13 protein-coding genes are annotated in these 13803 nt (G+C 31.7%); 6 read left to right on the top strand and 7 right to left on the bottom strand.

The features are described 5' to 3' along the window. Positions 1–4 precede the first annotated feature (4 nt). The 3 genes from crcB (at position 5) to D1818_RS21280 (ending at position 2333) form a co-directional block, all read left to right on the top strand. Complete coding sequence (crcB, locus tag D1818_RS21290; protein WP_118461613.1) at positions 5–370, top strand: fluoride efflux transporter CrcB; 366 nt, start codon at positions 5–7, stop codon at positions 368–370. A gap of 170 nt (positions 371–540) precedes the next feature. Beyond that, on the top strand, positions 541–879 hold the full coding sequence (locus D1818_RS21285) for a P-II family nitrogen regulator (protein ID WP_118461611.1): 339 nt from the start codon (positions 541–543) through the stop codon (positions 877–879). A gap of 323 nt (positions 880–1202) precedes the next feature. Further along, positions 1203–2333, top strand: coding sequence for a porin (locus tag D1818_RS21280; protein ID WP_118463993.1), 1131 nt, complete (start codon positions 1203–1205; stop codon positions 2331–2333). A 72-nt stretch (positions 2334–2405) separates the two neighbouring features. Here D1818_RS21280 and D1818_RS21275 read toward each other — a convergent pair whose 3' ends face one another. Next, positions 2406–3020 carry a DUF1684 domain-containing protein gene (locus D1818_RS21275; RefSeq protein WP_118461609.1) on the bottom strand — a complete coding sequence of 205 codons (615 nt, stop codon included), beginning with the start codon at positions 3018–3020 and terminating at the stop codon, positions 2406–2408. Between the two features lie 126 nt (positions 3021–3146). On the opposite strand from D1818_RS21275, the gene D1818_RS21270 reads away from it, so the two are divergent. Together D1818_RS21270 and D1818_RS21265 are read left to right on the top strand one after the other, a co-directional pair. Further along, a complete protein-coding gene (locus D1818_RS21270) occupies positions 3147–4376 on the top strand; it encodes an MFS transporter (protein ID WP_118461606.1) in 1230 nt (409 codons plus the stop codon). An 11-nt stretch (positions 4377–4387) separates the two neighbouring features. Further along, positions 4388–5128, top strand: a complete 741-nt coding sequence (locus D1818_RS21265; protein WP_118461604.1) for a DJ-1/PfpI family protein — start codon at positions 4388–4390, stop codon at positions 5126–5128. A gap of 954 nt (positions 5129–6082) precedes the next feature. Here the strand turns inward: D1818_RS21265 and D1818_RS21260 are convergent. The 5 genes from D1818_RS21260 to D1818_RS21240 form a co-directional block, all read right to left on the bottom strand. Beyond that, positions 6083–7504 carry a hypothetical protein gene (locus tag D1818_RS21260; protein ID WP_162897295.1) on the bottom strand — a complete coding sequence of 474 codons (1422 nt, stop codon included), beginning with the start codon at positions 7502–7504 and terminating at the stop codon, positions 6083–6085. Positions 7505–7585: 81 nt separating this feature from the next. Continuing rightward, positions 7586–8404 (bottom strand): mechanosensitive ion channel family protein, encoded by an 819-nt coding sequence (locus tag D1818_RS21255; protein ID WP_118461600.1) that lies wholly within the window; start codon positions 8402–8404, stop codon positions 7586–7588. Positions 8405–8617: 213 nt separating this feature from the next. Beyond that, entirely contained in the window at positions 8618–10216 is a 1599-nt protein-coding gene (locus D1818_RS21250) for a sodium:alanine symporter family protein (RefSeq protein ID WP_118461598.1), read from the bottom strand. A 104-nt stretch (positions 10217–10320) separates the two neighbouring features. Further along, positions 10321–11466 carry a hypothetical protein gene (locus D1818_RS21245; protein WP_118461596.1) on the bottom strand — a complete coding sequence of 382 codons (1146 nt, stop codon included), beginning with the start codon at positions 11464–11466 and terminating at the stop codon, positions 10321–10323. 50 nt (positions 11467–11516) lie between these two features. Beyond that, positions 11517–11957: an Lrp/AsnC family transcriptional regulator gene (locus D1818_RS21240; protein WP_370449430.1), complete on the bottom strand. Its 441-nt coding sequence runs from the start codon at positions 11955–11957 to the stop codon at positions 11517–11519. Between the two features lie 111 nt (positions 11958–12068). On the opposite strand from D1818_RS21240, the gene D1818_RS21235 reads away from it, so the two are divergent. After that, positions 12069–12452, top strand: coding sequence for a hypothetical protein (locus tag D1818_RS21235; RefSeq protein ID WP_118461592.1), 384 nt, complete (start codon positions 12069–12071; stop codon positions 12450–12452). Positions 12453–12584: 132 nt separating this feature from the next. On the opposite strand, the gene D1818_RS21230 is transcribed toward D1818_RS21235, so the two are convergent. Continuing rightward, complete coding sequence (locus tag D1818_RS21230; RefSeq protein WP_118461589.1) at positions 12585–13784, bottom strand: hypothetical protein; 1200 nt, start codon at positions 13782–13784, stop codon at positions 12585–12587. Positions 13785–13803: the final 19 nt, after the last annotated feature.

Raw genomic sequence — 13803 nt, 5'->3', positions numbered from 1 at the left:
CCAAATGAAACAGTTAATACTAGTCTTTATTGGAGGCGGTACTGGTAGCGTTGCCAGATTCCTTATCAGTAAGTATTTAAATAATGATACTAACGGAATTCCTTATGGAACCTTTACCGCTAATATTCTTGGAAGCTTTCTGATAGGCATTATTCTGGGATTGGCGCTTAAAAACAATGTCTTGTCTCAAAATGCTGTTTTATTGCTTGCTACAGGATTTTGTGGAGGATTTACCACCTTTTCTACTTTTGCTTATGAAAACCACATGCTTTTACGATCAGGTGATTTTGTAAGCTTTAGTATCTATACCATTAGTTCTTTCATTATAGGATTTCTTTTAGTATTTTTAGGAATGTGGATTGTAAAATAAAAGAAGTCATTAACCCGAGCTTGCCTAAGACAATTTAAAAATCAAAGTACTTAAAAACTTAACACCCGTCTATGTATTTAGGTTAAAATATTTTGACATTAATATTTGTTTTTTAGACAACCCTTTCATTTTATTAAACTTTTTCAACCTATTAAAACAACCAACATTAAATGAAAAAAATAGAAGCTATTATACGTAAATCAAGATTTAAAGCAGTTAAAGATGCATTGCATGAAATAGAAGTAAACTTCTTTACATATTGGGACGTTACAGGTGTAGGCAATGAAAAAAAAGGACAGGTATACAGAGGAATTAGCTACAGTACATCCGATATACAACGTAGATATCTTTCTATAGTCGTATCTGATGAATTCGAAGAAAAAACAGTACAAGCAATTATTGACGCAGCTAAGACAGGAGAAGTTGGGGATGGTAAAATTTTTGTGTCTGATGTACAGAATACCTTTAGAATACGAACTGGAGAGCACGGTAATCAGGCTGTGAACTAGGTTGAAATTATATCTATTAAAAAGCTTGCTCTATATGAGCAAGCTTTTTTTTTGAAATTTTTAACGTAATAAGCTACTTTTCTCTAACAATACTTTACACTTTTTACATACTTATTATATCTAAAACCTGTAAAGTATCAAAAAAGCACTTTCAAATTCTCAAAAAACAACTAAATAAACATTAATGTCTAATTTTTATGGGGTATAAAATTAAAAATACATAAAAATAATACTTCAAACCCTTTTTTTTATTGGGGTAAAAATGTTTTAACATAGTTTTACAGCTCCAATTAAAAACAAATTAATACCAATTAATGTTTATTATGAAAACAAAAACCGTAACAAAACTTTTTAAGAAAGCATGTCTTTTTTCTTTAGCGCTAATTAGCTTTACGTCAATCGCCCAAGAGGAAGAAGAAAAAAAATGGTTCGATAATTTTTCTATTAATGGATCTGTAGATGGATATTTTAGATATAATTTTGGAGCACAAAATGACAATTCTACAGCACCTACGACTTCTTTCGCTAATCAATCTGGATTTGCTTTAGGTATGGCAAATGTGATTCTCGGCTATGAAGGAGAAAAAGTAGGATTTGTAGCGGATCTCGTATATGGTCAAAGAGGTACAGATGCAACTTTTAATTCAGGAGTTTTTGATGCTGCTGGGAACAGAACTGGTGATGCAACTGCTAATATTATTAACCAATTATATGCATACTGGAATGTAACTGAAAATTTCAAACTTACTTTTGGTAACTTCAATACATATCTTGGATATGAAGTAATCTCTCCAACAGGAAACTTTAACTATTCTACTTCTTATATGTTCTCTTATGGACCTTTCTCTCATACAGGACTGAAGGCTGATTTTGCAATTAACGATAACTGGTCTGCAATGGTAGCAGTTATGAATCCAACAGATTATACAGAAAATAATCCATTCGACACGTATATTTTTGGAGCTCAGATAGGATATTCTGCTGATAACGGTAGTGCTTATCTTAACTTCAGATACGGAAACGAAGGAGAACCGGGAGAAGTAGGACCTACATTTCAAGCTGATTTAACTACAGGTTGGGATCTTGCAGAAAAATTTTATTTAGGAGTTAATGCAACATATTTAACCACAGAAGATCAAGGTGATGCTGATGCTTCCGGATTTTATGGAGTAGCATTATACCCACAATTTAAGGTTGATGAAAAATTCACTTTAGGATTGAGAGGAGAGTATTTTGCTGAATTTGAAGATGGTGCCGGAGCTTTAGTAACAGATGCTGATTCAGATGGTAGTGTTATTGCTGCGACCTTGACGGGAAGTTACGATATTGGAAATCTTACACTTAAACCTGAGTTAAGGTTAGATTCTGCATCGGAAGACACATTCCCGGATAATGATGGAGACTTCAAAAAAAGCCTTTCATCTTTTGTACTAGGTGCCATCTATAAGTTTTAATATATTAATTATAGTTTAATATATTGTTTGTTTATGCTAAAAGCGCTCTGAAGTTTTCAGAGCGCTTTTTTTTTATTTGTTTGCTTCGTGTTTATTATATTTTTTGACACCTACAGGAATCTCCAACTCTAAATGATTTTCTTCTGGAGGAATGGGGCAAGAATACCTAGCACTATAAGCGCAATATGGATTATATGCCGTATTAAAATCTATAAGAATTATATCATCTTCTGGGATTTTAAGATCTATAAAACGTCCTCCTCCGTAACTGGTTTCTCCGTTACTTAAATCGGTAAAAGGAAGAAAAAGATAATCCTCATATTCAGGTTGCGTTTTTAACCCTTGACTTTGATATATATTCAATATCCATTTTTTCTCCTGGAGTACGAAATGAGCTTCGCCATATTTTACATATATAGGCTCTCTATTAGTAGTAGTTTTCATTATAAAAGGAGTCTCATATGGCGTGCGGATAAACTTAGCCAAAACACTATATGAAGTATCAATATCAAAAAAGTCCAACTCCTTGAATGTTTTAAAATCTTTTGGTGTCAACGGCGATTTCTCTTCAGAAGCAAACTCTTTATTAAGCTCTTCCTGAAATGCCAATATTTTTTTAATGGTTGTAGAATCCTGAGCCCCTATATGACTAAAGAATAGCAATAGTAAAAAAGATAATCTGTACACTGTCCCCTATTTTTTGCAAAAATACAAACCATTAATAATAAACACGTTAATATTCTCTAAATTTGTATCTAGTTTTTCGACAAAAAGTTACTTTTACCGGTTATTAATAAACCAACCATCAATATATTGAAGAAACTTTTACTAAATTATATAGATACTTTTTCTGGTTTATCAAAAGAAGTTTGGTGGTTAGCACTTATCACATTAATTAATAGGATGGGTGCTATGGTAATTCCTTTTTTATCATTATATCTCTCTGATGATTTATGCTTTTCATTTGGTCAGATAGGATGGGTAATGACAAGTTATGGTTTAGGTTCTTTATTAGGTGCTTGGATTGGTGGTAAATTAAGTGATCAAATTGGGTACTATAAAGTAATTTTAGGATCCCTCATATTAACAGGTATTTCATTTTTTATCGTGCAATATTTTTCCAGTTTCTGGAGTATCTGCATCAGTTTTTTTGTTCTTATCGCGATCGCAGATGCTGCGCGTCCGGCATTTTTCGTTGCATTAAGTGCTTATAGCAAACCTGAAAACAAAACACGATCGTTAACTTTTATAAGATTAGCCATAAACCTAGGATTCTCCATGGGTCCGGCTTTAGGAGGTATAATAATTGCTACTGTAGGTTATTCTGGATTATTTTGGATAGATGGGATTACCTGTATTATTGCCGGTTTTATTATGATTAAAACATTACATCCTAAAAAAGCTAGAATATTAGATAAAGAAGTTGTAGTAGACAACCCCACTCCTGCTCACAGCGATGGTGTTTATATTCTTTTTCTTGTGGCATTAACTTTATTCGGATTCATATTTGTGCAGTACTTCTCCACGATTCCTTTATATTATAAAGAAGTACACTTTTTATCTGAAAGAAATATAGGTCTGATTCTGGCATTAAATGGAACTCTAATTTTTATTTTCGAAATGCCTTTAATCGCATATCTAGAGTCTACTTCATTTTCCAAAATTGGTAGTGTAATTAGCGGATTTATTCTTACTGGGATTAGTTTTATATTACTCTTAGTTAGTCCCTGGGTAGGCATCGTAGTTATTGGTATGATCATAGCCACAGTAGGAGAAATGATTTCATTTCCTTTCGGAAATGCATTCGCCTTGGATAGATCTAAGAGAGGAAGACAAGGCGCTTATATGGGCATGTATAGTATGTCTTTTTCTCTAGCTCATATATTCGGACATAACTCAGGAATGCAATTTATTAATCAATATGGTTACAATAATACCTGGTTATTAATGGCTGGAATCGCAGTAATTGGGACATTTTTGTTGTTTATTGTAAAACTTAAAGTAAATAGAGAAGATACTAAGCATACACTAAAACATGTTTAAGAAACACTATTATGAAACATATATTATACATTATTCTATCTATAATAATTATTGGTTGTCAAGAAAAAAATCAAGAAAAACCAATTGAAACAGTCGAAACCAAAAAGACTTTCCCTAAACTAGAACCTAACCGTTATAATGTAGCTTTCCTTATAATGGATGGTACCTATAACACAGAGTTTACTGCACCTTTTGATATTTTTCAGCATACACAGTATCGTAAAAACATTAAGCAAATGAATGTTTTTACGGTAGCAAATACTGATGCTCCTATTACAACTTTTGAAGGTGTGAAGATCATACCTGATTATAATTATTTAAAAGATTCTTTGCCAAAAATTGATATTCTGGTTGTACCCTCTGCAGAACACCATCTAGATAGTGACTTAGAAGATACAGCCATGATTGATTTTGTAAAAAAAGTAGATCAAACCGCTACCTATATGACCTCACATTGTGATGGGGCTTTTGTATTAGCTAAAGCCGGAATACTAAATAATGTGGTTTCTACGACCTTTCCGAGTGATATAGATAAAATGCGTGAAACATTTCCGGATCTAGATATTAGAAAAGATGTTTTATTCGTTCATGACGGAAAATACATTACTTCTGCTGGTGGCGCAAAAAGTTTTGAAGCAGCCTTATATTTATGTGAACATCTCTATGGAGCAGAAATTGCTAGATCATTAGCTGGGGGACTTGTAATTGACTGGAAATTAGAAGAAGTTCCTCATTTAGTAATTTCGAAATAAACAAGAAACTGGTGGAAAATATAAAAGCGCTCTTTTTACAGAACGCTTTCATCAATTTTAGGGCAAATTACGTACTCTCTTTAGCTTCCAGATTTGGGGTCTTTCAGACTAATGTCCTCACACCTAATAGACCCTGACGTATTCCAAACTAAAATTTTAAATCCGTACCGTCATACAGTTTAAAATGTTAATTCTGGACATACATCATAGTATTTTTAAGTTAATGTAAATATATTGTAAAAAAATTGTTAATACAAAAAAAAATAGCGATAAAAAACATAAATATTCGACAAAATACACAAAAACCTCTATTTTTTCACTTTTTACAACATCCGGAAAGAGGTTACTACCTTAGTTTTCTTTACAAATTTCCTTATTAAACCTGAGTTCTACATAAGAATATTTACGTCAGTAAGAGTGATCCGCCTCAAGCAAATTATACTTCGACAGGCTCAGCAGAACTATCGATGACAAGTAAATTTTCGATCAAAAGCCTAATTTCGATACTCTCCAAAGGTTAGCAAGCTAATTTTTCTTCGTTTCACTATGAAAAACCATTCAATTTGACTGCTTTTCGAGCCCTGTCCTTATATCGAACTTAGGTTATCTAACATAATAACAAAAGGCATAAAAAAAGAAAAGCAACCTTATACAAAGGTCGCTTTCTGTTATCGGGCAAATTATGTACTCTCTTTAGTTTTTAGATTTGGGGTCTTTAGACTAATGTCCTCACACTTAATTTATCCCAATGTGCATTCCAAATTAAAATTTCAAATCCATATCGTCATATTTCTTGATATGTTAATTTGTACAATACACATTATATATATTTTACGTGTTATAAAGATATGTTAATTTTCAAACGAAAACCGTAATCAATTAAAAAGTTATTAACAAAACAACGATTAAGTGTTTATTAATATCGACTAAATACACAATTCTGTCATTAAATAATTAGTCAACCATGAAATATTTTGAAGTTTTCAAGTACTTTTTGATGACATTATTATATTCTTTAGATATCCTCAGTGCTAGGGTTCCTTCTATGTTATAAAGCGATTCTAGTTCTTTATATCCATTCTGAAGCATTTTTTCTAAATAAAAAAGTGCAGTTGCATTATCTTGATCTATAGCGCTTAGGGAAATAATTTTTCGATAGGATTCAAAATCGTTTTTATCAACTATAGTACTTAAGATATTTACAAATATTTTTCTGTCTAGCACATTTTTTTCTTTAACTGTATTCTTTTTATAATCTATTAGTACGTACTTTAGGAAATCTTTTGTTCTTAACACCATATTACTTGCATACTTTTCCTTGCTTTTTCCTAGTTTATCAAGTTCGCTCATTTTATACTGCCACCAACCTAGGTTGTCATATTGATTAAATTCTATATCTTCTTCTAATGAGAAAATAAATGTCTCTCGTAATAATTTTTCTTTATTATAATATTTAGACCTAAGTCTTTTCTCCTTTTTGTAGCTATCGATCTTTCTTATTACCTTTTGTTCTTCTTTAAGTTGATCAACATCAAAAAATAAACGGTATTTATTTCTCATTCTGGTTAACTCATCATAGGCTTTTAGATATTTACCTTGTGTTTTCAATAAAGCTATCTCTTCAAAGTCCTTTTTAAAAATATCCTTAACCCAAATAGAATCTGTTTGTATTTTACCTTTTAACATATCCTGTAATGTAAAAGAGATCAATGCTTTTACCATTAAATCTTCTGAAGGAAGTTCTTCATTTCCCCGATACGTATAAATATCAGAAATTATCGCTCGTCTTCTTAAGTACTTTTTCGTGTTGAAAAAATCTTGATACCTAAAATTTTTATCACCTACCATTCCGATATAAGAAAAATCCCTTCGCGCTTGTATAGATTCATTATAGTAACAACTATTTCCTACTGCTATTACACCATTAAATTCTTTATACACGAGCGGCAACAAACTATTTAAAGGCCCATCATTACCCACCCCTACGACATAAACTCTTCTTTTTTGAATTGGGAAAAGACTAAAAATATGTTCCATAAAAAAGGCAACATATTTTGACTTATCGTTAATACTTGATTTCTTAGAAAAATTGGTTACTACTATTACATACCCTAATTCCTCCGCAGCCTTACTAAAAAGATTCGTTATAGCATTGGTACTGTTATTGGAATCAAATCCGAAAAGTATTGGCCAACTTTTAGTAAGATCAAAAGTTTTGGGTAGGTATATACTATAATAACTTCCTTCACTAGAAGGTACAGTAAGAGAATCAATTACTTCTCCTTTTTTTAGTTTTAATCTGCTTTGACCATACATAATTGCACCTGAGTACAAGAACAGACAAAACATAATAGTTTTAATAGAATAGGATTTCACGTTATAATGTTTTTATAAAACTAGAAAGCCACAAAAAAAATGCCACTTGTTTTATTGGCTATAAAAAGTTCTGAATTTAAATTAAACTCCAATACTTCCTAACTCTACACCTTCTGAGTATGCTACTTTGATATTATGTTCACTGAAGGCTCTTTTGATCTCCTGATGTGCAACAAAGGTCACTTCCCAAAAATCATCAGGTTTTACATAAGGCCTTACTGCGATTAATACGCTATGCGAATCAAAATTTTCTATCCCTATCTCAGGAATAGGAGTATCTAGTATTTTCTCTATGGGCTTTAATGTATCTTCTATAATCTTTTTCACTTTAGGAAAATCTTCACTATAGGGCATGGTTACAATAATTTCCAATCGTATAACCCCTTCTCTGGAATAATTTGTTACCACATCATCTGTGATTTTAGAATTGGGAATAATCAGCACCTTACTTCCAGGTGTTTTCACAGTAGTGTTAAAAATTCCAATCTCCTTTACTTTCCCAAATTTTTCATCTACTTCTATCCAATCTTCTAATTGATATGGTTTTAGAAACATAATCAATATACCTGATGCAAAATTACCTAAACTTCCCTGGAGCGAAAGTCCTACGGCAAAACTAATCGCCGCCAAAATCGCTACGAAACCGGATAGGTCGGCACCCAAAATAGAAATGACAATAAAAAGAATGGCTATTTTTAATAATACAGATATAATTGAAGAAAGAAACGGTCGCATCGTATCTGATATATTCATGCGTTTCAATGCCGCTTCTATCCACTTAAGTATTCTCTTAATAATTTTGAATCCTATCCAAAATACTAATGCGGCTCCAATAATCCTGGGTGCAAAAAACACAATCTTATCGATAGCGATCTCCAGGTATTCATATATTCTCTCCATACTTCTTATAATTACACCTAAAAATAGGAAAAGAAATTCAGTCTTAATCGATATTCATAAAAAAACGCTCGGAGTTATACTCGAGCGTTTTTCTTATCTTTTTTCCCGTACTATCTTTAGTTCTTTGAACCAATGTCCTCACACAAGATTTTGATAAATTCTATACACTTAAATAATATCAAATCTTATGCCAAAAACTGCAAAATAACTATTTCATAAAATTTTATTCATAGAGATAGCTTGTTTATACTTCTTAAGTTCTTTAGCTACTCTAGGAGCCATTAAAAACAACCCTATCATATTAGGAACTAACATCGAAAAGATCATGGCATCAGAAAAATCAGTTACTGCCGTTAAACTTGCTGCAGAACCAATAATTACACAGATACAGAAGATACTTTTGTAGATATACTCCACATATTTTTTCCTTCCGAATAAATAGGACCAAGCTTGATACCCATAATATGACCAGGAAATCATAGATGAAAAAGCAAAAAGAATCACTGCTAAGCTTAAGATATACGGAAACCACGAGATACCACTTTCTAATGCACTGGCAGTTAGCAACACTCCTTGTTCATCAGAAATTTCTGTTCCTACCTGAATTTGCCCTGTAATAATCAATACAATAGCTGTCATTGTACAAATCACTACTGTATCAATAAAAGGCTCTAGCAATGCCACTAACCCTTCGCTTGCTGCGTATTTGGTTTTAACAGCTGAATGTGCAATGGAAGCTGATCCAATTCCGGCTTCATTAGAAAAAGCTGCTCTTCTAAATCCCTGAATCATAACTCCAATCATTCCCCCCGTTATTCCTTCTGCACTAAAAGCCCCATTTATAATAGCATAAATCGCATCAGGAATTACTTTATAATTAATAGCTATTACCGTAATAACTGCCAATATATACACCACTACCATAGAAGGCACAATTTTATCGGTAACTTTAGCTATTTTTTTAATACCACCTATGATTACTATCCCCACAAAAATTGCCATTATTAATCCAAACAGCCATCCTTTTCCATAGATAAAACTATTTTCAGCACCGGTTACATGTTCAAATAATTTAAATGCCTGATTAGCCTGAAACATATTGCCACCTCCAAAGGATCCACCTACACACATAATTGCAAAAATCACAGCTAACACTTTTCCTAATGTAGTTAATCCTTTTTCTTTCAGACCTTTACTCAAATAATACATCGGACCACCGTACACCGTTCCGTTTTCGTCAATTTCCCTGTAAGCAACACCCAATGTACATTCTACAAACTTGGATGCCATACCTAAAAGTCCAACTAGAATCATCCAAAATGTTGCTCCAGCACCACCAATGGACAATGCAATAGCAACACCCGCTACATTTCCTAAGCCCACTGTAGCTGATAATGCTGCTGTTAAGGCTTGAAAATGACTTACTTCCCCATCTTTACCTTCTACTCTAACAGTATCAGGCTGATCTCCTTCTATGGTACGAACCGATTCGGAAACCTCTAAAGTATTCGATGTTTCCAGATCATCATATTTACCTCTAACAATGTTTATCGAGGTCCAAAAATTTCTAAAATTAATCCCTTTGAAATAAATAGTGAAATAAGAAGCTCCAAATAGCAAAACAATCAATACCCAAGGAATACCTACCTGAGAAGTTATAGGGATTTCTGCAAAAATTGCATCTACAAACCAATCTGTAGCATTCTTAAATCCATCATTAATTCGTTCATCTAATGATTCTGTACGTACTTCTTGTGCTGTGGCGTATGTGTACGCAAAAAGTGAGACACACATGGTCATGATTTTCTTCATCTGTTTTTAAGTCTTATTATTTCAGACGAAGATTGAATAAAAGAGAATCTTACAAAAGGTTACGTAATGATGAATTTAGAAAATTAGAATGATTAAGTATATACTTAATCAGTGTTTTCATCAATGATGCTTGCATATTTAAGTAATTGGTTTGCTTTTGCGAATGCTATCAATTGTTCCTTACCATCTGCACCACTAATCTTTAGGACTTTTTTAATTTGATAAATATGAGTTTGAAATCCATCCAAGCTAATATTCATCTCCTCCGCAATTTCGGTATATGACTTATTAACACCACAGACTCCGAGATTTCCTAATACTTCTTTTTGTCTATCAGACAGTATTACCCTTGTTGATTCTTCTAGAGAGTTAATTTTTAAATCACTTTCTCTTAAACGTTTTTGTAAAGAAGCAATGGTATCTAAATGACTTTCATTTGCCAATTCCAGTTTTCCTTGCTGACTTAGCAGCTGCTCTTTTTCTTTAGTTAGAATTTCTAATTCGGTCTGTTTCACCTCCTTTTCCGAAAGGAATTTCCAACTATATAATAAAATAGAGAACAATAAAATGAACAAAAACTTGAAAGATAATCCAGTAATTACACCTAATAAACTCCAAAATTCTTGATCAATAAACGCTATCGCTCTGTCCTGCGGTATAATTCTATGTGTTACTGCGATAACTATAAGTACAAATAATATGAAACAAGGAAACACCATAAACTTCATATTTCGGTTTGCAAAGGCTTTATTAAGCTCATTTAATAAGGCAAACGCTACAATTAATGAAATTGGAATATCTATAAGCCAAATAAAATTATTACTGATTTCTGTATTACTATAAGAAGTGACTATAAAGACAAAAGCAATCATCATAAGTACTCCGCTAAAAAGAGTGACAAACTCTTTCTCTGAAAATCGCTGTACCAATCTAACTATAATATTTCGTTCTTTTTGATGCTCGATCGAGGGTAATGAAAGTAATATACTAAGAGAATTTGCCAAAGAGATTAATACTCCTAAATAAATAACAACTTTATGAGTAGTTCTAATTTCGATTAACTGAACTAACAAAATGTTAATGAGAGCGCCCAATCCCCATAAAAAAATTGCAAAACCAAACCATTTAATACCACTTATTGATATTGAAGATTGGTTTTTAATTTTTTCATTATAGTAAATTCTGTGAATTACAAAAGCAGTAATCAAGCATACGATTGCGGTAACATAATATTCTAAGGTAACGTACATAATATTCTAAAGATAGTATATATTTTATTTGTGGAATTATCTATATTACTTTAGTCTTTCCTATTTAGAATCGGATTGTTTTCTACTACATTAGATAAAATAATATGAGTTTTAGCTTCTCCATAGGTTATCAATCTATCGATAAAACCCTGAAGATGCACCTGATCTTCTAAAACTACTTCCATAATTATATTTTCATTACCTGTAATTCGATAACAATTAAGTACTTCGCTAAACTCAGATATTTTGGATAAAAACGGTTTTAGACGTCCCATAAAAGCTCGCAAAGTAATAATTGCCTTTAGCTGATATCCGGTTTTAGCATACGATACCTTTGTTGTATATCCTTCTATAATGCCATAATCTTCCATTTTTTTTATTCGCTCTGCAACAGCGGGTGAACTTAATCCAACGTTCCTACCTATTTCTGCATTGGTCAACCTTGCATTTTTCTGCAATAAGTGAAGTATTTTCCAGTTTGTGATGTCCATTATGATTTAAATCAAAAAACTTATTTTACTTTATTTTCTAAAGCAAATTACTCATTCTACTTTAAAGTAAAAAGCAATATCTCCCTAAATACTCTTAATTTTGGTTTAACAATGGAATCGAGCCCTAAAAATATAAGACTTTATAAAAAAGCTCTAGAAATACTCATATTATCCAAGAGTATTTCTAAATATCTTGTTCATGATTTGGCTCCATTAGAAAAAAACGGAAGCGAAAATCAATTTATTTACTTTACCGGAGATATTGTAAAAGATTCTGATTCCTTAGTGCCTGAAATTATTAAAGCAGAGAATCAGGCTTTTCAAGATGATCGCTTAAAACATGCCATTTCTCTTGAAAGTCTGACAAACAAACTTTATAAAAATTGCGAAAGATTAGAGCGTTCAGAAAGTAATGGTAAAGATTTTGTTAGACTACTGCGTAAAGAACTAAAAAAGTTCAAAAGACTCCAGCATAACTGGATGATGTCTTTATGAAAAAAAAAACTTCTCTAAGAACAAATCATTTATATCTTTTACAAGATTTGAAATAGAAAAACTAGCCATTATCTGCAAATTGAAGGCTTCATTTTGATCCAAATAGCTTTTAATAATTAGATGATGTATGAATTAATCTTCTGACTCTAAAAATTCTTTCTCTTTTGCAGTTAATACAATAGCATTAGAATTAATCACATTAGACGGTATCATTTTATAAATTGGTTGCTCTAAATCTACTATACCATTATTGCCAAATCTTCTCTTTTTAGTTTCTTTAAGAACGAAAAGATTGTTTTTAAAATTTGTGTTATAGTTTTTATCATCTAATGATAGCACTACATTAGCTTCAATTCCTAACTTACTTAGACTATATTTTTTATCAATTTTCTTTGTGAAATTGTACGAAATAACCTGACTTTTGGTCTCATATTGATATTCTTTATTGGAAAAACTTGAAGTCTTTTTCTTTATATCATTACGCAATTCAATCTCTTTTATAAATTCGATAACTGCTTTCGTTTTTTTATCGAAAACAAACTTACCTTTTGTTCGATTAGCTATTGCATTAACATTTTTCCAATCTGTTGTAAAAGAAACTATAATCACATCTGGTGACGATACTTCTACCGTTTCTTCTATCATTCCTGAATATTTCAAAAATCCAGCTATAGCGGCATCTAAATATGTATTTAACAATAAACTTTTAGTAATTATATTTCCGCTTGATTCTGGATTAGATTCTCCTTTATCATTAATATCAAAGGCCATAGGAACATTCTTATTTTGGCTAACGGTTCCTAACTTAAGCTTTATATTTTTTTCTAGTTTTCTATTATTAAAACCTGCATCTTTTGTCCAAATTTTAAGGTCAGAAAGAATTAAACGATGTATCTTATTATCTACCAATAACGTTTCTTTAAAAGAACATTCTTTTTCTGTCGGGTAGTTCACATAAAGGTCATAATAGTTATCCAATACATACTGCAATGCTTTTTTTAAGTTAAATGAATTAACAACGACTTCATCCAACTGCACATCATCTGGTTTTAAGACAACCGTACTTAATAATTCTATTTCTTTTGGAGGTATCGTCAAATCTTGGTAATTCAAGTGAGAAATGGTCAATACCTCTTCTCTAAGAATAATATTTGCTACACCATCAGCATTTGTATAACTTCCTTCTTCTAGATTACCGTATAATAAATGAACTCCTTCTATAGGTTCATTTGTAAGCTCATCAACAATGATAATTTGTTTTGTCTGAGATATTCCAAAAGTACTGATTAGAAAAACTAAAAAGAGTATTAGATTATTTTTGTTAAGATCCATGAAATGTTGTTTTTTTTGA

The sequence above is a fragment of the Aquimarina sp. BL5 genome, assembly GCF_003443675.1.
Taxonomy (GTDB): domain Bacteria; phylum Bacteroidota; class Bacteroidia; order Flavobacteriales; family Flavobacteriaceae; genus Aquimarina.
This window is presented reverse-complemented; position numbering and strand designations above follow the sequence as displayed.

What these genes read in the sequence shown, in the direction of transcription:
- D1818_RS21280 (WP_118463993.1), top strand. Translation starts at nt 1,203, where the DNA reads ATGAAAACAAAAACCGTAACAAAACTTTTTAAGAAAGCATGTCTTTTT.
- crcB (WP_118461613.1), top strand. Translation starts at nt 5, where the DNA reads ATGAAACAGTTAATACTAGTCTTTATTGGAGGCGGTACTGGTAGCGTT.
- D1818_RS21230 (WP_118461589.1), bottom strand. Translation starts at nt 13,784, where the DNA reads ATGGATCTTAACAAAAATAATCTAATACTCTTTTTAGTTTTTCTAATC.
- D1818_RS21255 (WP_118461600.1), bottom strand. Translation starts at nt 8,404, where the DNA reads ATGGAGAGAATATATGAATACCTGGAGATCGCTATCGATAAGATTGTG.
- D1818_RS21235 (WP_118461592.1), top strand. Translation starts at nt 12,069, where the DNA reads ATGGAATCGAGCCCTAAAAATATAAGACTTTATAAAAAAGCTCTAGAA.
- D1818_RS21245 (WP_118461596.1), bottom strand. Translation starts at nt 11,466, where the DNA reads ATGTACGTTACCTTAGAATATTATGTTACCGCAATCGTATGCTTGATT.
- D1818_RS21250 (WP_118461598.1), bottom strand. Translation starts at nt 10,216, where the DNA reads ATGAAGAAAATCATGACCATGTGTGTCTCACTTTTTGCGTACACATAC.
- D1818_RS21285 (WP_118461611.1), top strand. Translation starts at nt 541, where the DNA reads ATGAAAAAAATAGAAGCTATTATACGTAAATCAAGATTTAAAGCAGTT.
- D1818_RS21265 (WP_118461604.1), top strand. Translation starts at nt 4,388, where the DNA reads ATGAAACATATATTATACATTATTCTATCTATAATAATTATTGGTTGT.
- D1818_RS21240 (WP_370449430.1), bottom strand. Translation starts at nt 11,957, where the DNA reads ATGGACATCACAAACTGGAAAATACTTCACTTATTGCAGAAAAATGCA.